This window comes from Lewinella sp. IMCC34183 (assembly GCF_003390915.1).
Lineage (GTDB): Bacteria > Bacteroidota > Bacteroidia > Chitinophagales > Saprospiraceae > Neolewinella.
In genome coordinates this window covers 82,676-103,764 of the sequence record NZ_QMEM01000006.1, presented here as the reverse complement: position 1 = coordinate 103,764, position 21,089 = coordinate 82,676, and the positions used below count along the sequence as shown (strand labels likewise).

13 protein-coding genes are annotated in these 21,089 nt (G+C 63.8%); 4 read left to right on the top strand and 9 right to left on the bottom strand.

The features are described from left to right. Positions 1-27: 27 nt before the first annotated feature. Entirely contained in the window at positions 28-1,164 is a 1,137-nt protein-coding gene (gene dinB, locus DQG19_RS14105; protein ID WP_116126923.1) for a DNA polymerase IV, read from the bottom strand. A gap of 230 nt (positions 1,165-1,394) precedes the next feature. Beyond that, positions 1,395-4,727: a DNA polymerase III subunit alpha gene (locus DQG19_RS14100; RefSeq protein ID WP_116126922.1), complete on the bottom strand. Its 3,333-nt coding sequence runs from the start codon at positions 4,725-4,727 to the stop codon at positions 1,395-1,397. Positions 4,728-5,270: 543 nt separating this feature from the next. Here DQG19_RS14100 and DQG19_RS14095 point away from each other — a divergent pair. Then, a complete protein-coding gene (locus tag DQG19_RS14095; protein WP_157974513.1) occupies positions 5,271-6,194 on the top strand; it encodes a hypothetical protein in 924 nt (307 codons plus the stop codon). Positions 6,195-6,547: 353 nt separating this feature from the next. Next, positions 6,548-6,733, top strand: a complete 186-nt coding sequence (locus DQG19_RS14090) for a hypothetical protein (protein WP_116126920.1) — start codon at positions 6,548-6,550, stop codon at positions 6,731-6,733. 424 nt (positions 6,734-7,157) lie between these two features. Here the strand turns inward: DQG19_RS14090 and DQG19_RS14085 are convergent, their stop codons facing one another. Continuing rightward, complete coding sequence (locus DQG19_RS14085) at positions 7,158-8,069, bottom strand: metallophosphoesterase (protein WP_116126919.1); 912 nt, start codon at positions 8,067-8,069, stop codon at positions 7,158-7,160. Positions 8,070-8,185: 116 nt separating this feature from the next. Between DQG19_RS14085 and DQG19_RS14080 the strand changes: the two genes are divergently transcribed. Further along, complete coding sequence (locus DQG19_RS14080; protein ID WP_116126918.1) at positions 8,186-9,358, top strand: Gfo/Idh/MocA family protein; 1,173 nt, start codon at positions 8,186-8,188, stop codon at positions 9,356-9,358. 46 nt (positions 9,359-9,404) lie between these two features. Then, positions 9,405-10,547 carry a mannonate dehydratase gene (gene uxuA, locus DQG19_RS14075; protein ID WP_116126917.1) on the top strand — a complete coding sequence of 381 codons (1,143 nt, stop codon included), beginning with the start codon at positions 9,405-9,407 and terminating at the stop codon, positions 10,545-10,547. On the opposite strand, the gene DQG19_RS14070 is transcribed toward uxuA, so the two are convergent. The 6 genes from DQG19_RS14070 to DQG19_RS14045 form a co-directional block, all read right to left on the bottom strand. Then, a complete protein-coding gene (locus DQG19_RS14070; RefSeq protein WP_157974512.1) occupies positions 10,531-13,407 on the bottom strand; it encodes a gliding motility-associated C-terminal domain-containing protein in 2,877 nt (958 codons plus the stop codon). The genes uxuA and DQG19_RS14070 overlap by 17 nt on opposite strands. Positions 13,408-13,530: 123 nt before the next feature. Next, the gene (locus DQG19_RS14065; RefSeq protein WP_157974511.1) at positions 13,531-16,320 is read right to left on the bottom strand and encodes a gliding motility-associated C-terminal domain-containing protein; all 2,790 of its coding nucleotides are present in this window, start codon (positions 16,318-16,320) and stop codon (positions 13,531-13,533) included. 149 nt (positions 16,321-16,469) lie between these two features. Then, on the bottom strand, positions 16,470-17,201 hold the full coding sequence (locus DQG19_RS14060; RefSeq protein WP_116126914.1) for an SDR family NAD(P)-dependent oxidoreductase: 732 nt from the start codon (positions 17,199-17,201) through the stop codon (positions 16,470-16,472). Between the two features lie 32 nt (positions 17,202-17,233). After that, the gene (gene nagB / locus DQG19_RS14055) at positions 17,234-19,222 is read right to left on the bottom strand and encodes a glucosamine-6-phosphate deaminase (RefSeq protein WP_116127106.1); all 1,989 of its coding nucleotides are present in this window, start codon (positions 19,220-19,222) and stop codon (positions 17,234-17,236) included. Between the two features lie 79 nt (positions 19,223-19,301). After that, positions 19,302-20,159, bottom strand: a complete 858-nt coding sequence (locus DQG19_RS14050; protein WP_116126913.1) for a phosphatase PAP2 family protein — start codon at positions 20,157-20,159, stop codon at positions 19,302-19,304. Positions 20,160-20,218: 59 nt separating this feature from the next. Next, the gene (locus DQG19_RS14045; RefSeq protein ID WP_116126912.1) at positions 20,219-21,076 is read right to left on the bottom strand and encodes a phosphatase PAP2 family protein; all 858 of its coding nucleotides are present in this window, start codon (positions 21,074-21,076) and stop codon (positions 20,219-20,221) included. Positions 21,077-21,089: the final 13 nt, after the last annotated feature.

Genomic DNA, 21,089 nt, shown 5'->3' with positions numbered 1-21,089 from the left:
ACTTCCGCGGCCGGAGGCCGCATTGTACTAGCCTACGGCTATGGCGCCCTTGCCGAAGCGGTTACGCACTTTGTCCAGGGCCAGTAGGAGGCGGCTGTTTTCCTGGGTATCTTCGAAGAGATCGAGCTGGGTATGGCCGCCGGCCAGGAGGTCGAAGCGTACGCCGATGAGGCGGATGCACTGCCGGCGGGTGAAGAGCTCGCGGAAGAGGGTTTCGGCTACCGGCACCAACTGCTGGTCGTGGGCCGTGTAGTCGATGCGGCGGGCGCGGGTGTAGGTATTAAAGTCGGTGTAGCGGATCTTCACCGTCACCCGCGCCGTGAGCCGGCCGGCCTTGCGCAGGTCGAAGGCCAGCTGGGCGGTGAGGTGGCGGAGTTTGCGCAGCAGGAACTCCACGTCGATGGTGTCGGTCTGGAAGGTGGACTCCGAAGAAAAGGACTTCCGCTCGCTGTAGGGCACTACCGGCCGGTGGTCGATGCCGTTGGCGCGGCGATGAAACTCGCGGCCCATGCTGCCGAATTCCCGCTCCAGTAATCCTATCGGCACCTGGCTCAGCGTACCGGCCTTGCGGATGCCCATCAGGCTGAGCTTGCGGGCCGTCACGGAGCCGATACTGGGGATCTTGCGCACGGGAAGGGGCGAAAGGAAGGCCCGCTCGGCCCCCTGAGCTACCCAGCCGGAGCCGTTGGGTTTGGCCTCGCCGGCGCGTACCTTCGACACCAGTTTGTTGATCGATAGTCCTGCTGACAGCGGCAGACCCGTCTCCCGAATGATCCGCTGCCGCAGTTCCCCGCTCCACTTCACGCAGCCCACGTGGCGGTCCATGCCCGTCATGTCCACGTAGAACTCATCGATGGAGGCTTTTTCGAAGACCGGTCCCTCCTCCCCGATGATTTCGGTCACGATGCGCGAGTGCTGCTCGTAGCTCTCGTAGTCGCCCCGGATCGTCCTCGCGTCCGGACACCGCCGCAGCGCGATCGCCATCGGCATGCCCGCATGAATACCGAAGCGCCGCGCCTCGTAGCTGCAGGAGGTCACCACGCCGCGCCCGCCGCTGCCGCCCACCAGCAGGGGAATGCCGGCCAAGGCCGAGTTTTTCTTGATTTCCACGGAGGCGAAGAAGGCGTCCATGTCTAGGTGTAGGATAGCTCTTTGGTAGGTCATGGGGGGGGGTGGTGCGTTGCTGGATTGGTGCGTTGCTGCGTTTTCCCGTAGGGCATTTGCCCCTCGCTTTGCTCGGGTGCGTTGCTGGAGTGGTGCGTTGCTGGAGTGGTGCATTGCTGCGTTGTTCCGCAGGGCATTTGCCCCTCGCTTCGCTCGGGTGGGTTCGGGGTAGTGCGGGAAAACGCAGCAATTCAGTGACTCACCAACTCACCAACTCACCAACTCAGAATCTACCAACCCACCAGCAACACCGCAGCCGAACGTCGAAACTCCTGCAGGAGGGAGCGGATGCGGGGAAGCTTCTCCGGAGGGGCGGGCACGGGCACCGGCGTAGGCGGGCGCGGGGAGAAGGGGACGACGGGCGGAATAACCGGTGCGGGGGGGGAAGCGAGATCCACGCGGATGGTCTTCGTCTGTCCCTCGGTGGCCGCGCTGCCCTTGGCTTCATCGGTGAAGCGGAGGTCGCGCAGGTAGGGGAGTCGTTCCATGTGGGCTACTTCGAGGCAGGGGAAGTCGAACTCGCGGGTCACCTTGCCGCGCAGGCGGTAGACGCCGGCCCCCCGGAAGGGGAAGTTGCGGTAGGTGTCGGGAAAGTGGACACTGTCGAAGTAGCGGCCGTGCTTGTCCAGCCAGCAGCCGAAACTCATACGCTCGCCCTTGACGGTGGGGACGACCTTGTCGCAGACGAAGTAGGCGAGCAACTCGGTAGAGCCGCGGTCGGGGATCCTGTGGAGGGGGTGAAGGCTCACTTGAGGTGCGTTAAGGGACGAAGCCCCGTCGGACGTGCCGGATCCCAATCCCCAGGAATTAGCAGGAGCCTCATCGGATGCGCCGGCGGAGCGCAGCGCAGCCGGCTCATCCGATGTGAGCTCCCGGACCGTTTCCACATCCGATGTACACTCCACCAGCCAAAACGGCGAACAAAGCGGAAAGCCCAGCAGCTCCAGTTCGTCGAAGGCCTGGTCGAGCTGGCGGCCGGTGAGGCGGTGGCCGGGGCGGTGGTTGGGCGGGGCGTCGAGCTGGAAGTCCTGCTCGGGAGCCACGGTAACGAAGAGGTCGAGGGACGATTCACGCTTGAGGCGGGGATTGAAGACGGCGTTCTTCTCCCAGAGCAGCTCCGACTTGGTCTTGCCGGTGAAGCGGAAGGCGCCGATGCGGATCAGCAGCTCAAGCTGGGTACTTTCCACGTCGACGCGACCGCAGAAGTCGGTGAGGTCGCGGAAGTCGCCGCGCTGCTGCCGCTCCAGGACGCTGCGGTGGATGAGCTGCTCCGAGACGCCCTTGAGGTGAATGAAGCCCAGGAAGAGGTCGGTACCGTGCAGATCGGTAAGAAAGTCGCTGCGGTTGATGCAGGGGGCGTGGATAGTGGCGCCGTCCATGCGGGCTTCGTGGACGTAGAACTCCGTCTTGTAGAAGCCGCCGAAGTTGTTGATCACGCCCGTGATGAATTCCAGGGGGTAGTAGGCCTTCAGGTAGAGGCTCTGGAAGCTCTCCACCGCGAAGCTCGCCGAGTGGGCCTTGCAGAAGGAGTAACCCGAGAAGCTTTCGACCTGCCGCCAGACCTCTTTCGCGGTTTCTGCGGAATGGCCCCGCACCTGCGCGCCCGCAAAAAACTTCTCGCGCAGCTTCTCGAAGGTGTCGCCGCTGTGCTTCTTGCCCGACATGATGCGGCGCAGGACGTCGCTCTCGTCGAGGTCCAGTCCGGCGAAGTGGTGGACGATCTTCATCACGTCCTCCTGGTAGACCATGATACCGAAGGTCTCGCCGAGGTGCTCCTGGAACACGGGGTCGATGTACTCGAAGCTGTGCGGGTGGTGGTAGCGGCGGATGTACTCCTTCATCATGCCCGACTTGGCTACGCCGGGGCGGATGATGCTGGAGGCGGCCACGAGGTGTACGTAGTTGTCGCAGCCCAGCTTGGTGAGCAGGCCGCGCATGGCCGGCGATTCGATGTAGAAGCAGCCCAGCGCCCGGCCGCTCTTGAGCATGGCGCGCACCTTTGGGTCGTTCTTGATCGTGTCTAGGGCCTGGAGATCGACGGTTTTGCCGTGGTTGCGGCGGACGAGTTCTGCGGCGGAGCGCAGGTGCCCGAGGCCGCGCTGGCTGAGCACGTCGTACTTGTGCAGGCCCATGTCCTCGGCGTGGTACATATCGCAGTGCGCCACCGGGAATCCCTTGGGCATCAGCCGCTGTGCGGTATGGTAGTAGATCGGTTTCTCGGTGATGAGCACCCCGCCGGCGTGGATGCTGAGGTGGTTGGGCAGGCCGACGAGGCGGCGGGCGATGTCGAGTACGGTACGGGCCTTGGAATCCTCGGCGGCGCGGCCGTGGGGGTCGCGGACGAGCTGATCGGCTTCCTCCTTGGGCAGGCCGTAGACCTTGGCTACTTCCCGCAGGGCGGCCCGGCCCTGGAAGGTGGAGTAGGTGGCCAGCAGGGCGGTGTACTCGCGGCCGTAGCGCTTGAAGATGTAGTCGGTGACGTCGTCGCGCTCGTCCCAGCTGAAGTCGATATCGAAGTCGGGCGGACTGGCGCGGAAGGGGTTGATGAAGCGCTCGAAGTAGAGGTCTAGCTCCAGGGGGTCTACGTCGCTGATGCCGATGTTGTAGGCGACAATGGAGTTGGCGCCCGAGCCGCGGCCTACGTGCTGGTAACCGGCCATGCGGGCGTAGCGGACGATGTCGTAGGTGATGAGGAAGTAGGGACAGAAATCCTGCTTCCGGATCACCGCCAGCTCGCGTTCGGTGCGGAGGCGGGCTTTCTGGAAGCGGGGCCCGGGCGGGTAGCGGCGGGCCACGCCGGCCAGGGCGAGCTTTTCGAGCAGCTGGTAGTCGCCGTGTTTGGAGCCGGTGAAGGTCTGCCGGTTGATCTGCAGGCCGGTTTCCAGTTCGGCGGTGCAGGAGTCGATAATGCGCTGGGTATTGCGGACGATGGCGGGGTAGGGGCGGTAGAACTGCCGCAGGGTATCGGGTGGCAGGAGGCGGTCGCCGCGGTTGGCCAGGTCGCGGGGCGTAAGCTTGGTGTGTACGGTATTGCGGTCGATGGCCCGCAGGGTGCGGTGGAGGTCGTAGTCGGCCTCGGTGATGGCGACGACCGGGGCCAGCATGACGAGCTTGTCCTGGTGGTGGCGCAGCTCGTGGCTGAACAGGCGGTTTACGTGCTGGGGGCGGATGCCGAGCAGCTCGTTGGCGCGAAAGTCGCGGATCGGTTTGCAGAGGCGGGGGTAGATGATCCAGACGTGCTCCATCCGCGGCGGTACCTTGGGCAGGGGGCGGTCTTCCAGGGAGTGTTCGCTCAGGAAGCGACAGAGGTTGTGCCAGCCTTCGGCGTTGCGGGCCAGCCCCGTGTAGAGCCACTGCCCCTCGTCGTCGCGGAAGCCGATGCCGAGGATGGGTTTGATGCCGTGCCGGCGGCAGGCGGTGACGAATTCCACCGCGCAGCTCGTATTGTTATTGTCGGCCAGGGCCAGGCACTCCACGCCCCAGGCAGCCGCCTTCTCGACTAGTTGTTGGGGGGGGAGGACGCCGTAGCGCAGGCTGAAGGAAGTATGGCAACTGAGGTGCATGGCCGCTCAGTTGCGGGGGGCGGGAACACCCGGGGGGCCGAAGGAAAGGTCATGGGAGGGCAGGGCAGAACAGGGCGAAGCCGGAACGGCTTCCCCGCCCGGTGGGGGAAATAGTGACATGTTTTCGTGAGTATGCGTGAAGAACAAAGCGCGGTCCCAAACGAGCCGCGAAGTAAAAACTGATGTTAAACCGGGGAAGGACTATGTCCGCCCCGCCCTGCTGTACGTAATGAGTAGTGTTTCTCTCGGGACAAAGTAACGAGAGGAATAACGGGAAAGCAAATATTTTGTTTTAAAAAAGTTTATTTCAAACAATTGGCTTTGCCGTAATGGCGTACCTTACTATGTGATTTAGGGGAAGTTGAACCCCGCATTTTGGCTTTTATGTTTTAATCGGGGCCTTTTGGCACCCGCGGCTTGCACTATGAACGATAAACACATATCATGAATGAGGATAACCAAAGTTACCAACATGACTTCTTTGCGCAACTGGCAAAGCGGTTCCCTTCCCGCAGTGCGCTTGTACAGGCTTTGTCTGAGGATTTGCACGTAGGCCGTGATGCTATCTATCGCCGCCTGCGGGGCGACACCTCCCTGACGGCCGACGAGATGATGCGGCTGGCGGAGATATACCACCTGCGCACCGAAGTGAGCTCCTCCCGCAAGAAAAGGGCCGGTGCCCTTCGGTACCCGGACGGCCACGGCATAGTCCGCAGTGAGTTCGACTACTTTACCCAGTTGCACCAGCGGCTCGAGCACCTCAATCAGTTGCCGGGGGCCAGCTTCGATTTCGCTTCCCCGGAATTGCCGATGTACTACGAGCTCGCGACCCCCACGCTGCGGGCCTTCAAGATATTCATGTTCGGTATCACCACCTGGAACTTGGAGAAGTGGAAGAACCGGAATTTTTCTACCGACCTGATATCCGATAGCCTTCACCGGCTGGTGGAGGTGACGGTAGCCGACCACTACCGGGTGCCGGCCCGCGAACTCTGGTCGGTAGGGGTACTCGACGTTACCCTGCGGCAGGTCAACTACATGGCGCAAGTGGGCAAATTCGCCGATTCCGGCGATCTGAAGCGCATTTTTTCCGAGCTCCACCAGATCGTGAACCACCTGGAGCGGATGGTTCGCACCGGGAAGCGTTTTTCCCTCAAGGACGGCCCCCAGCCCAGCAGCTGCGATTTCCGGGTCTACCACAATGAATTGTCCAATACCAGCAACCTCGTACTGGTGAAGTCGGATATCCGTCCTTTCCTGTTCACGTCGCTGCTGACGCCCAATTATGTGGCCACCTCAGATCCCGACCTGTGCGCGGAAGCGCAAGTGTGGTTCGATAACCTGGTCGAGCACGGTAGCGCCCTGCACGCTGACTCGGGCAAATACGCCGCCCAGTACTTCGGTTACCTGCGCAACCTGATCCAGAAATACGAGCAACTGGCGCAGATGGGGCAGTACGTATTTTAACTATTTCTACATTTATAATGTTAAAAAGCAATTTTTGCGCACCCGGCATGAACCTTCCGGTAGGGCATCACGTAAACGAGATTAATAAATCGGTTTATCGTAACCCAACGGGTTTGTATCGATATTCGATAAGTGGCAATGCGTGTTGAATCGCAAATTGCCAAATATCATAAAACACAATCGTCGTACCTTAGCGGCGTCGCCAACCTCTAGGTTCTGGCTACAACGATTAGGTTTATTTTTCATGAGAGACGCTGTGGACAACACAGTCGTATAACAAGGACCCGGGCCGTTTGCCCGGGTCTCTTTATTTTGGGCCCCCGCTGCCGGTCGGCAGCCTTGTCCCCCCCGCCATGGAACCTATTAAAAAAGATAAACCCAGTATTGGGCTTTTCCTGCTGATGACCGCCGTCTATTTCGGTAGCTACTTCGGCCTTAAATACGGAGTATTCGGGGGCGCACTGCCGTGGTTCTACAACCTGGCGCTGATCGTAGCGTGTCTGGGACTGGCGCTTTGGCTGCGAAAGCGGGGCGGGTAAGCAGGGTATACAGGATGTCCCATTTCAGGTGTCAAGCGACGGCCCGGCGCGCGGTGGCCGTAGTCGGTGTCATTTATTATATACCGTGTGGGGAAGAAATCCGTGGTTGTGGTGGTGCGGATGCGGAGCAGAAGCTTACCGTATGGCTTTATCACTGATCCAGGAGGCAATTTGCGGCCCCGTCCGGCAGGGTGGTTCCGCGTCTTACGTATAGTAACGGGAGTAATTTGTGGGTTCACCGCCTGCGCTTCCCCGCCCCGTACTCCCGGGGGAGGACGCTCCGTGTCCGGTTCGGTAAATGGGGTAGTCCCTGCCATCACAGCCCATACCCGACAGGGTGCGGTGGTGCCGGAACAGGGACAGACGCCGTCGGGTTGCGAGGATCCTGCACCGCCGTCGTTACGGCGAAGTTTGCCGCAAGCGTCTATACGGCTACCAGCTTATTAACTTCCAGTTCTTTTTCCCCGTCGAAGCGGTAGGCGACCAGTTGTCCGTCGCGGGCCACGCTGTAATCGAGGCAGCAGACGTTGTGGCGGAACAGGGTAGGCGTCCCCCGCAACCAGTAGTGGCCGAAGAAGACGTGCTTTTCGGTGACGCCGTAGTAATCGGTGTCCTCGCCGGTGTACAGCAAGCTTTCCAGTTCGGGGCCGGTACCGTGTACGCTCAGGTCGCCGTAGGTGGCCCCGCGGGGGTCTCGCCACCACTTGTTGCGGAGGGCCAGGCGACGGTGACCGTCCTTGTCCAGAAAGGAGTGTCCGTGGGGCAGGTCGAATTCCGGGCCCTTAAGTACCCGGTCGATGGCACGGGCGAAGGGGGTTTCCAGGGCTTCGAGTTCGGGGGGCACGGGGTCGGGCAGCCGGTCGTCGGGCAGCCGCTCGCGCAGGCGGCCGATGCTGAGCGGGTGCCAGCAGGCGTGAACGGCGCGAAAATCCGTTTCCTCGTAGTACAGCGGTAGGGTGCGGAACCATCGCAGGTAATCGGCCAGTTCGGCGGGGCGGTCGCGAAACTGTTCCAGGGTGGCGGCATGCTGCGCGTGGTTCTTGGCGGAGTGGGGGCGCAGGTAGCCGTTGCCGTCGGGCCGCGGCGTATGGTAGAGGATGGCGTTGTACTCGTGGTTGCCCATCACGGCGCGGGCGGCCCCGCTTTCGACCATGGCGCGCACGGTACGTAATACGCCCGGGCTATCGGGCCCCCGGTCGATGAAGTCGCCCACGAAGAAGGCCCGCCGGGCGGGGTGGCGGTAGCCGTCACCGTCGGGCCGGTAGTCCAGCCGACGGAGGAGTTGCTCGAGTGCGTCGGCATGACCGTGGATGTCGCCGATGAAGTCATAGGGCATGCGGATGGTGTTTTCCGGTCACCAAGGTAGGTACGAAGGGAGTAGGGGAGCCGGGCCGTGAACAACACCTACAAAACGGGATTACCTAAAACGTCGCACTCCAAACAACCTCTTGCATGGCTGAATCCAACTCTACCACCACCCGCCGCCGGTTCCTCCGCCAGTCCGTCGCCGCCTCGGGCCTCCTTTTCGTACCGGGACTGATCGGCTGTAGCCCGGCCGGCAACGCGGCTTCCGGGACGGACACCGCGCCCGCGTCCCCGCCCCCCGCGGAAGGACAAAGCGGCCCCCTGGGTGTCGCCATCCTCGGCCTCGGTGGCTACGCCTCCGGGCAGATCGCGCCCGCCCTGCAGCTCACCGAGCACTGTAAGCTGCGCGGCCTGATCACCGGCAGCCCGGAGAAACTCCCCGAGTGGCAGCGGAAGTACGACATACCCGACGGTAACACCTACACTTACGATACGATGGACGGGATCGCGGACAACGCCGACATCGACGTCATCTACGTGATCACGCCCACGGCGACCCACCGCGACTTCGTGGTGCAGGCCGCCAATGCCGGCAAGCACGTCTGGTGCGAAAAGCCGATGGCCATGACCCCCGAGGAGTGTCAGGAAATGATCGACGCCTGCGCGCGCAACGGCGTCCGCCTGGCCATCGGCTACCGGATGATGCACGAGCCGAATACCCGCAAGCTCATTGAGCTGACCAAGGAACGCGCCTACGGCGCCCTCACCGGAGCCCACGCCTACGCCGGCTACGGAGGATCGCCGCCCGCCACCGATTACTGGCGCGGACAGCGCGATATGGGTGGCGGGGCCCTCTACGACATGGGCGTGTACTCCGTGAACGGGCTGCGCTACGGCACCCAGATGGCCCCGGAAGCCGTCGTGAAGGCTACCCAGACCCGGCAGGACCACGCCAACGCCGTCGACCTCACCACCGAGTATACCCTGCGCTACCCGGATGGGATGACCGCCGAGGGGAAGACCAGCGTGGTCACCAACTACAACGAACTGCACATCGAAGCCGAGGACGGCTGGTACGAGATGGACCCCATGCAGCCCTATACCGGCGTGACGGGGGAAACCAGCGACGGGAAACTACTCGGCCCGGCGGTGGCGAACCAGCAGTCGATCCAGATGGACGACGACGCCCTCGCCATCATGAACGGTACCGAATTCATCGCCCCCGGCACCCTGGGCAAGAAAGATATCGCCGTCATCCGCGCCATCATCGAGAGCGCGGAGAGCGGTCGGGAAGTGGCGATCGAACACCAGGAGGGGTGAGGAAAGCGTACTTTGGCGGCGTAAACGGTAACTAACTATCCTAATTATGTATCCTACCTGGCGCTGGTACGGCCCTAACGACCCCATTACGATCGACGAAGTTTCCGCCCTGGACATCCGGGGGGTGGTGACGGCGCTGCACCACGTGCCCAACGGCGAGGTCTGGAGCCGCGAGGAGATCCGGAAGCGGAAGAAAGAACTGGGCGAGTTGCCCTGGTCGGTGGTCGAAAGCGTGCCGGTGCACGAGGGCATCAAGCAAAACTCCGCCGCCGCTCCCCAATTGCTGAAGAACTACGGCAAGACCCTCGAGCACCTCGCGGCCGAGGGCGTGACCACAGTATGCTACAACTTCATGCCGGTGCTCGACTGGACGCGCACCCGCCTGCGGGTACCGGTGCCGGGTGGCACGACGGTGGCCCTGGACGGCCTCGACCTGATCGCCTTCGACATCTTTATTTTGGCACGGGCCCATGCCGCCGAGGATTACCCCGCCGAACTGGTGGAGCTGGCCACGGATCACTTCGAGGCGATGTCGGCGGAGGACAAGGGAGAAGTCACCGAAAACATGCTCAAGGGACTTCCGGGCTCCGAGGAAAGCTTCGAGCTGGCGACCTTCAAGCAGGCTATCGCGCCCTACCTGCACATTTCGCGGGCGGAGTTCAAGGACAACCTGCGACGCTTCCTGGAGGAGCTGGTGCCGGTGGCCGCGCGCGAGGGGATCAAACTGACCGTACACCCCGACGATCCGCCGTGGCCGGTCGTGGGCCTGCCGCGCATCGTATCCACCCTCGACGACCTGCAGGAGATTACCGAGATGGTCGACGACCCGGCCAACGGCCTGTGCCTGTGCACCGGCTCGCTGGGCGCGCGGGAGGACAACGATCTGCCGGCCATGGCCCGCAAGTTTCTGGACCGCATCCATTTCGTTCACCTCCGCAACGTAGCCCGGAGCCCGCACGCCAGTTTCCGGGAGAGCGGCCACCTGCAGGGCGACGTGGATATGGCCGCCGTAGTGGGTGAGCTGCTCCGCGCCGGGGCGGACGTACCCTACCGGCCCGATCACGGATTCACCCTCTTTGACGACCGCAAGCGGCAGACCTATCCGGGCTACAGCCTCTATGGCCGCATGCGCGGCCTGGCCGAGCTGGAGGGCCTGCGTCGCGGCCTGTCGGCTAATCGACCAGCGTAACCGATCCTTTCAGGGGGAGGACGGCGCCGTTGGTGAGGCGAACCTGCCCGACGTAGGCGAATACGCCGGTGGGCAGCACCTTGCCGCGGAAGGTGCCGTCCCAGACGGCTTCCGTATCGTCGGCCTGCCGGTAGACCAGCTCACCCCAGCGATCGAAGACCATGAGGTTGCTGACGGCGCCCACGCCGTCGCCCACGTAAATGCGGAAAGCATCGTTGACGTCGTCACCGTTCGGGCTGAAGGCGGTAGGGATATAGACCCGCGGATCGTCGGTCACGGTAACCAGCACGCGATCGGTCACCGCACACCCCTGGGCGGTGGTGTAGGTAGCCCGGTACTCGGTGCTGAAGGCGGGGGACACGCCCAGGCTACCTTCCGTACATCCGGTGCAGGCGGGATTTCCGTCCTCCGGGTACCAGGTGAGCGTGCCGGCCGCGGGGTCCAGCGGACCGTCGAAGAGCGAAAGTACCACCGAGTCACCGGGGCGGATGGTCAGGTCGGGGCCCAGGTCGAGCAGCGGCACTTCCTCGAGGGTCACCACGCGGGCGGCGGAGGTACAGCCCGCCGCGTCGGTAACCTGTAAGCGGTAGGTGCCGGCGGCCAGCCCCGTAAAGGTGGACGTAGCCTGGGCGGGGTAGCCCGCCAGCTCGAAGCGGTAGGGACCCCGGCCACCGGTAGTACGCACGTCAATGACGCCACTCATGGGGTCGTTGCAGTCCGCGAAAGCCGTGGTGGCTTCGACGGTCAGGGGCCGGCCGCCCTCGATGACGGCCTCTTCGTAGAAGCTGCAGCCGCTGGCGTCCGTTACCTCGACGCCGTAGGTGCCGGCGGGCAGATTGGTACGCTGTGCGAGGTTTTCTTGGGATGGATCGGGTGCCCCGTCGCGGAACCACCGATAGCGATACGGTCCGGTACCCGTCAGGCCGCTTACCGAAAGGCTGCCGCCCGTGGTACAGTTGCCCGCCGTGGTCACCAGCCGGCCGGTGAGCGGCCGGCTGCCGCCTACGGTATAGGTGCGGACGAGCGGACAGTGGCCGGGACCGGTGAGGGTAACGGAGTAGTCGCCCGGCGCGGTAGCGGTAAGGACGGCGGAGCCGTCTCCGACGGGCCGGCCGGCCGCGTCGGTCCAGCTGTAGGTCGGGGCGGGGTCCGTCCCGTCGAAGGTAAGTGCGATCCGGCCGCTACCGCTGGCGCAGTCGAGGGGCTCGATGGTCGCCACCGGCTCCGGGAAGGGGGCATAGGCCCCCACGGGAATGAGGATCGATTCCATCCCGCAATCGTCACCGAGGAAGGCCAGGACATCTTCGGTTTCCCCGGCCACCACGTGCAGGATGCCGTTGCTGGCGGGCAGGGTGCGGCCGGTAGCCAGGTCACGGAAATAGTAGCGGGGCTCGGGGGCATTGCTGGTAACGCGGATGGTGACCGTATCGCCTACGCAGGCCCGCTCGGGAGTCCGGGTGATGTCGTACGCGAAGGGTAGGGCGCGCACTACCAGGATCTCTTCGGAGTGGGTCACGCAGGCCTCGGTTACGGTGACCGCGTAGGTACCTTCCGCACCCACGGTGAGGCTGCTGCCCGTGCTGCCATCCGACCAACGGAAGGTGGCGCCGGTGAAGCGGCGGGGCGAAAGCTTGACCGAGTCCGCCCCTACGCAGAGAGCGGCGGTTTCGGCAAAGTGATCGGAAACCACGGGCCGCTGGATCACCACCGGATCGGCCAGGGCGCAGCCGGCGGCGGTGCTGACGCGCAGCACGTAGGTGCCGTCTACCGCGGGCCCGCCCGTCAGGGTAAGGACGTGACCGGTCTCGTCGGGCAGCGCCACGCCGTCACGGAACCACTGGTAGGTGGCGCCGGCCTGGAAAGAACCGGTCAGGGTGATCCGCTCGTCGCAGGCCGTAAGGCCGTCGACTGCCACGGGGCCGGCAACGGGGGCCGCGAAGGCCTCCGGTACGTTGAGAATAAGGTCGTCGATGAAGTAGTAATTGCGGTAGTTCCCGCCGTCGGCCCGCACGTTGTCGGGGGCGCAGGAGCCGCCGATGGCGAAACCGGCGTAGTTACCGTGGGAGATGAAATCGACTTCCTGGAAGGTCCAGTTGCCGGCGGTACCGGTGACGGTGACGTTCGTAATTAATTCGTAACCCGCGGCACCGGAGGCTTCCGGGCAGGAATAGAAGGCCCCGAAGTTGAGTTCCCCGCAGTCGCGGACGCCGTACAGACTGAGCTCGACGGATTCCGGCGAACGGATATCGACCACCGAGGTGTCTTCCCGGGCTAGCTGCGGCTCCATGAAGCCGAGTGAAAAGGTGAGGCGGTACTTCTGGCCGGGCTGCATGCGCTGGTCGTCGGTGAGGCAGGCAGCCAGGTACTCGCGGTACTGGGTGGTGCGGGAGCCGTCGCCGTTGGTGAAGGTGGCATCCGGCGTATCGTGTACGCCTACCCAGAAACCGGCAACGCCCGTTCCGCTGGGCAGCGGCAGCGGCAGGGTAGCGGGGAAGTAGGGACCGGCATTGGTCAGCGTGAAGGCGTTCCAGGCATCCGTGGTGCCGAGGGAGGCGCGTTGCCAGCCGGTTAGGCAGTTGGCCTGGTTGACGGCATCGGGGCGCCCGCCGGGCTGGCGGGAGGTGCAACCGATCTGTCCGCCATCAAAGGCTTCAAGCGAGGGGTTGGGAAGAAGGGAAATCGTGTTAGATGAGAGAGCGCAGCTACAGTCTTGTTTATCGTTCAGGTCAATCAGGCCGTCACCATCGTCGTCGATGCCGTTGGAACAGATTTCTTGTGCGGATAAAAAGGGACCAACTAATAAGAAGGTTAGCAGCAACACCCAAGTCCTCATCAAGAGGACAAACTGGGCGGTTGTCACAGTGTATGTGTTTAGTTCAAAGTGTTATAGAACGCAGAGCAAATATAACAATAGTTATACGCTCTACACAATATATACCCGAACTAATTCACTTGTTCGCGCCGCCGCCCGGTTTTTTTGGGGTTACCGGGTCAGTAAGATCGTGCCCTTCAGGGGGACGATCGCACCCCGGCGCAACCGTATGGCCCCCTCGTAAAAATAGGTGCCGGTGTTGAGGGGGCTTCCGTTGGCGGTACCGTCCCAGGCGACCTCCTCACCGGATTGCTCGAAGACCAGCCCGCCCCAGCGGTCGAACACCCGGAAGTGCTCGACTCCCGTTACGCCCAGGTTGGGGTAGATTTCAAAGCGGTCATTGTTCCCGTCGCCGTTGGGGCTGAACGCCGTGGGGACGTAGGTCTGTGCCCCGTCGAAGACGCTGACGTGGAGGCTGTCGGTATAGATGCAGTCGTCCGGCGTCACGACCTCCACGGCAATGGTCGCCGCGGCCTCGGGAGCGATCACTCCTTCCAGCGGGCCGTCGGGAAACTCGATCTCCGTGTCGGTATCCCAGAAAATGAGGGCTTCGTCAGGATCGGTGCCGGTGATGTCCAGGGTGAGGGCCGCGGTAGCGCCCAGGTTGACGCGGTCGGCCCCCCGCAGGGCTACGGCGACGGGATCGGGCAGCGTCACGGTGGTGTTCCACGGCATGGTGGTGCAGTTATGGGCATCGATGACCTGTACGGAGTAGTCTCCGGCGTCGAGGTCGGTGATGGTGGCCGAGGTCTGTAGCGGCAGGCCGCTGACCGCGTAAGTATAGGGGGCGGTGCCGCCGGATGCGGTGATGTCCAGTGTGGCAATAGTTTCGGGTGAACAGCCCGTGACGTCCACCTCCGCCCGCATCTGCAGGGGATCCGGCCCGTCGATGGTAAACTCGGTCATGGTTTCACAGCCGCCCCCGTCGCGTACCCGCGCGAGGTAGCTGCCGCGGTCCAGGTCGGTCAGTACCGTGGTTTGTCCGGCCAGTAACGGCTGGTCGGCCGTGGCCAGCCACTCCAGGGAGTAGGGTGGGGTGCCACCGGAAAGCAACGCGCTGGCCGTGCCGTCGCCGCCGCAGCTGGCGTCGGTGGTAAGGATGTCCGCGGTGAACTCCCGGTCCGCGACGGAAACCGTCAGGGGGGTGGGGCAGCGCCCCGGTCCGGTGAGGGAGACGGTATAGTCGCCGCTCCGGTCCGCCGTGATCTCCGGCCCGGTGGCCGGCAGGGGCGATCCGTCGGGGCCGGTCCAGGCGTAGCGGTCGGGCTGCTCGCCCCCGATATCCAGGCTGATGCTGCCGTCCGGGCCCACGCAGTTCAGGTCGCGGACGTGAGCCTCCGCCACGTAGGGTTCGAGGGCGGAAACGGTCACGGTATCGGAGTACATGTTGCAGGAGGTGACGATGAAACCCTCTATCCAGTCGGTCTCCCCGGCGACTACCTGAATGGGCTGGTTCGGAATCGTGTAGAACCGCCGCTCGTCCGATAGGGTGAAGATCACCATGGGAGCGTACCAGCCCGTCTCCAGGGTAACCTCGACGGTATCGCCCGCGCAAGGTTGTTCGGGGCTCATCCGGTAGCGGTAGGAGATGTCGGCCGTTTCCACGGCGGTGAAGGTTTCCACCCGGTCCTGGCAGGACGAGCTGATCGTCACCGAGTAGGTGCCGGGCTCGGTAACGGTGAGGTAGCCATTCGTACTGCCGTCGCTCCAGGTATAGCTGCCCGTGGTGCGCTCGGAGGGAAAAACCGTAACCTGACCGCCTTCCCTGCACAGGGCTACCGAGTCGGGAAACTGGTCGTGGATCACCGGCCGCTGGATGTTGACCGGTTCGGTGGTGGCGCAGCCCGCGGGGGTTTCGATGCGCAGGGTATAGCCTCCGTCCAGGCTGGGAGAAGGAGTCAGGGAGAGCGTAGGATCGGTAGCTCCCTCCAGTGCCACGCCGTCCTGAAACCACTGGTAGGTCGCGTCCGGGGCGGGGGTACCGGAAAGGATGATCTCGTCGGCGCACACGCTCTGCCCGCTTACGGAAACCGGGCCGGCGACGGGCTCCTCAAAAAAGGAAGTCCGGTTGACGATGATATCATCGATGAAGTAGTAGTTGCGGTAGTACTCGGAGTCCTCCCGCTTGATGTCCTCCGCGCACGATCCGCCGATAACGAAGGCCGCGTAGTCATTGGGAGAAATAAAGTCTACGGTGGCGGGCGTCCAGGTGCCGGGCTCCCCGTCTACCGTCACGGTGGCGATAAGTTCGTACCCCGGCGCCCCGGCGGTCTCCGGGCAGTCGTAAAATCTGCCATAGTTAAGTTGGCTGCATTCACGAACGCCGTAAACCGCCAGTTCCACGCCGGAGGGCGAGGCCATGTTGACGTCGTGGCCGAGGTAAGCGTAGTTCTGCTCCTTCATGAACCCGAGGTAGAAGGTGAGCCGGTAGTCGAGCCCCCGCTGCAGGCCCTCGCCCTCCCCGAAGCAGGCCCCCAGGTATTCGCGGTAGTGGGTAGCCCAGGTACGGTCGCCGTTGTGAAATTGCTTGCCGTCGGTGTCCTTGATGCCGATCCAGAAGCCCGCGGCACTCGTACCGCTGGGCATGGGCTGGGGCAGCTCGGCGGGGAAGCTGGGCGCGGCGCCGGGCAGCGTGAAGGCGTTCCAGGCGTCCGTGGTGCCGCTGGATACCCGCTGCCAGCCCACCAGGCAATTTGCCTGATTGCTGCCGTCGGGAAGGCCGTTGGGCTGCTGGGAGGCGCATCCGTCCTGCCCGGAGTGAAACTCCTCCAGGGAGGGGTTGGGCAGCAACGACCTGACGGTTGAGGGGAAGGAGCAGTCGTCCTGGGCGGACAGGGAGGGGCACAGGAGCACCGCACAGAAGGCGAGGCTCAGGCACCGGGTGGCGGTACGTGAAAACACAGCGTAGGTAGATGAGAGACGGACAATAGTCACCTCCGATCCCTAAAGCTTTAATAAAAGGGGATCGGAGCGCGAGCTCTGCTCTACTAACTGTTTCGGCGACCGGAAAATTATTTTCCCGCGTAATTTCCTCCGCCGGGTCGGTACGACTAGGCGTTCAGCCGGATGAAGCCGCCGTCGATGGGGAAGTCCGTCCCCGTAATGAAGCCCGCCGCGTCGGAGCACAGGTAGGCGACCAGCTGGCCGACCTCTTCCGGCCGTCCCATGCGGCCGATCGGCTGGGTAGCGGCGAGGGTGGCGTACATCTCCTTCTCTCGGCCGGGATAATTGTCGGCCAGGTATCGGTCCACGAACGGCGTGTGGACCCGCGCCGGAGAGATGCTGTTGCAGCGGATCCCCGCGGTGAGGTAGTCCTTGGCGATCGAGTAGGTCATGCTCAGGACAGCTCCCTTGGTCATGGAATAAGCGAACCGGTCGGCGATGCCTACCGTGCCGGCTACGGAAGCCATGTTGATGATCACGCCGCCGCGCTGCTTCAGGTGGGGTACCGCGGCAAGGGCGCAATTGTATACCCCCTTTACGTTGACGGCGTAGAGGCGGTCGAGGTCGGCCTCCGCCGTATTCTCGAGGGAGCCTACGAAGCCGATACCCGCGTTGTTGACGAGCACGTCAAGTCCGCTCCCGGCGGCAATCCCGTCGATGGCTTCCCGGACGGCGGCCTGGTCGGTCACGTCACAGCGGCGGAGGTCCTCGTCGTCGCCCCGAGTGTCAAGCAGGTACACGCGGGCGCCCTGCGTACGCAGGGCGCCCACGATGCTGCGGCCGATGCCGCTGCTTCCGCCGGTGACGACGGCAATTTTTCCGGAAAGGGAGTAACTCATAAGGGGGGCGGGGATAGGCTTGGAGGTAGGGATCAGTGAGCGGTGGCGGGTGGGTCGAGCGAGCGAAAGTGCCACCGCCGGAAGGCCTCGATCGCCTCGTATTCCGTCAGGCCCAGCTGGTTGTAGAGGCGGGCGGTCTCGCGGTTGCGCTGTTCGGCCCGCTGCCAGAATTCCCGCTGGTCCTCACCCTGGAACATGGCACCGTCCTTCTGGCTCTGGTGGAAGAAGATGGCATTGCGCTTGGCCTCCACCTGGGCGGGGCTGAGGGGAACGGCCATCTCGATCTCGTGGACCGGCCACTCCTGCCACGCCCCCCGGTAGAGCCACAGCCAGGTATCGGCGATCGCGTCGGGGTTTTCGGCCTCCAGTTGCTCGAGGGCGCGGAAGATGGCGTCGAGGCATACCTTATGGGTGCCGTGGGGGTCCGCCAGGTCGCCGGCGGCAAATATCTGGTGGGGCTGTACCCGTTCGATCACCTCCCGCACCAGGCGGATGTCCTCGGGTCCGAGATCTTCCTTGATGCTCTTACCGGTTTCGTAGAAGGGCATGTTCAGGAAGTGGATATTGTCGTTGTCCAGGCCCACGAAGCGGGCCCCGGCAATGGCCTCCCCGCGGCGGATGAGGGATTTGATGGTACGCACGTCGACCGGGTCCACGCCGGTCTCATTCTTGCCGGACGACAGTTCCTGAATGATGAACTCCAGGCGGGCGTTCCCGCCGCCCATGCTATCGGTGAGGTCGCGGGCGAACTCGGCGTAGCGCAGGGCGTCAATGTCCGTCACCGCTATGTTGCCGCTGGTCTGGTAGACCACGTGGACGTCGTGGCCCTGGTCCACCAGCCGGGCGAAGGTTCCGCCCATGGAGATGACGTCGTCGTCCGGGTGAGGGCTGAACAGGATGACACGCTTGCGGGCGGGGTCCTTGCGCTCGGGGCGCTGCGAATCGTCCACGCCGGGCTTGCCCCCGGGCCAGCCGGTGATGGTGTGCTGCAGCTGGTTAAACATGCGGATATTGAGGTCGTAGGCGGAGCCGTGGAGGGCCAGTAGGTCCGACATGCCATTGCTGTTGTAGTCGCGCTCGGTCAGTTTCAGGATGGGCTTGTCTACGTGGCGGCTGAGCCAGATGATGGCCTTGCGTTCCAGGGTTTCCGTCCAGTCGCACGGCCCCACCAGCCAGGGGGTATTGAAGCGCCGGAGATCGGCACTGGATTCCTCGTCGAGCAGGATGGTCACGTTGGGGTGGTCCTGCAGGTAGGTAGCGGGAATTTCCGGGGTGCGTTCGCCCTCGATCGTTTTCTGGATGATTTCCGCCTTCTTGTGCCCCCAGGCCAGCAGCACGATGCGCCGGGCCTGGCTGATCGTCTGAATGCCCATGGTGATGGCCCGCGTGGGTACGTTGCTGATCCCCTGGAAATCGCCGGCGGCGTCGACGCGGGTCAGGTGGTCCAGTGTGATGAGGCGGGTGAGGGAGCGGGAGTGGGAGCCCGGCTCGTTGAAGCCCACGTGGCCGGTGCGGCCGATACCGAGCAGCTGGAAGTCCAGTCCGCCCTCCTGCTTGATCATCTCCTCGTAGGCCATGCACTGCTCGTAGACCTCGTCGAGTGCCAGGTTGCCCTGGGGGATATGGATGTTGCGCGGCTTCACGTTCACGTGGTTGAACAGGTGCTCGTGCATGAAGTACCAGTACGAATGGCGGCTGCCGCGGGGCAGCTCGAAGTACTCGTCGAGGTTAAAGGTGATAACGTGGGAAAAGTCCAGCCCCTCCTCCCGGTGCAGGCGCACCAGTTCGGCGTACACCCGGATCGGGCTGGAGCCGGTGGCCAGCCCCAGTACGCAGGGCTTTCCCTGCCCGGCTTTGGCGCGCATCAGGTCGGCGATCTCGTGGGCCACGGCGATGGACGCCTGGGCCGAATCGCGGAATACCTCCACGTGCATCTTTTCGTAGCGCGTTACGTCGGTACTGCCCACGTGGCGGTAGCTGATGTCAACATTGGGGCGGTCATGAATGGACAGGTCTAGCATGAGCATTGGGTTAGCTGCCGGGAAAGATAGCCTGTCAAATGGAATTCACCGCACCTGCGTGTACGCCCCCGCAGCTTATTTAGAAGGTAAGCGTGAAGCCGGCCCCGCCCGCGCCCCCTCCGTAGCTGCCGCCGATGGACAGGCGGCTGCGGTGGTTGCGGGCCCAGTTCTTGTGCACGTGGGGGACCATGACGCCGAAAAAGGCGCCCACCCCGAGGCCGACTACGGTATCCGTGGGGAAGTGCTTCAGGGCACGCACGCGCTGTACCGCCACGAAGGCCGGGGGCAGGGTAGCGAGGGTAAAGGCGATCGCGCGGTGCCCGCCGGTCCACTGGGGGTTGTAGTCCGAGAGTACCTTGGTGAAGAAGAAGGTGCCGACCGCCGTGGTGCTGACGTGGCCGCTGAAGAAACTGTTGCGGTTGTTGCCGAAGCGGCGCTCGTCGAAGCTCAGCTCGTCGTAGTAGGCCACCGGCCGGTAGCGGTCGATCACCTGGGGGCCCAGCGGGCTGAAGGCGTAGGTGGCCGCCGAGAGGGCGTGGGCCTGGAGGTACAGCACCCCGATGTCCAGCCAGTCCTTGCGAAACTTGCGATCGACCATAAGGACGACGGGTAGCAGGACGGAGCCGTTGAAGAAGTAGTCGCTAACCTCCTCGCTCTTGCGCCGCTTGAGCGCGTCCTGCTCGAGCCCCCACCGGTCCAGGCGTCCGATTTCTGCCGTCTGCAGCCGCCGCAGCGTCTCGTCGGGGATGGGGTCTTTCTTGCGCAGCAGGTCGATGCCCACCGTGGAGCCCGACATCACCGCCAGCCCGCCGAGCCCCTCCCAGAGGGTGCGTACGCGGTAGACCGACTCGGTTTCGGGATCGAGCGGTGCGGGAGACTGGGCGCGTAAAGGAAGTAAAGGAAGGAGGACGAAAAGCAGCAGGTAAAGTCGGGGCATGTGGTGAGTGTAACGTTGGAAGGGGATAGGTAAAACCGGAGCCGTGAGCGGGGGTTCGGCTAGTACCGCAGCACGAGTGTCAGCCCCCCGGCACCGCCGCCGTATACGGGGTTGACGGTCAGGCGGCTACGGTGACGCTGCTTCCACCACTTGTGTACGCTGGGGATACCGATACCGCTGAGTGCGCCCACGCCCAGGCCGACCAAGGCGTCCGAGGGGAAGTGCTTGCCGCTGCGCACGCGCAGCCAGCCGCCGTACAGGGCCGGTACCGTAGCGCCCGCGTAGAGCAGGGCCCGCTGGGTGCCGCTGAATTGCGGGTTGTAGTCGTCGACCATGCGGGCGAAGAAGTAGAAGCCGGTGGACATGGTCGATACGTGACCGCTGAACATGCTATTGCGCTGGTTGCCGTCCTGCCGGTCGTCGATCGGGAAATCGGCGAAGTAGGCGCGCGGCCGGAAGCGGTCGACGGCCGTCGGACCGAAGGGAGCATAGCCGTAGAACAGCCCCTGCGTCACCTGCGCCTCGAGGTACATCATGGTGATGTCGAACCAGTCGCGCCGGTACTTCTTCCAGAGGAAGAGTCCGAAGGGTAGCCACTGCCCGGTATTGAAGAAGTAGTCGCTCCGAATCACGGCCGCCTTGGCCCGGTCGGCGTTGATGCGCAGCGCCACCCGGTCGAAGCCGTTGACGTCGTCGGGGTTGAGCGCGTCCAGGGTTTCCTGGGAGATGCGGGGCTTGTCCTGCAGGCTCAGCAGCCGTTCCTGGCTGGCGTAGGCCCCCAGGGCGACGGCCGGCAGGCTTACGAGCGGATTGACGGCGTAGCGCTCGGAGGAGCGGAATATGGAGTCAAGTCGGAGACCCTGTCCGGCAAGGCCGGCGGTCGCCAGCAGCAGGGCGAGAAGTAAACGTACGCTCATGGACGGTTGGGCA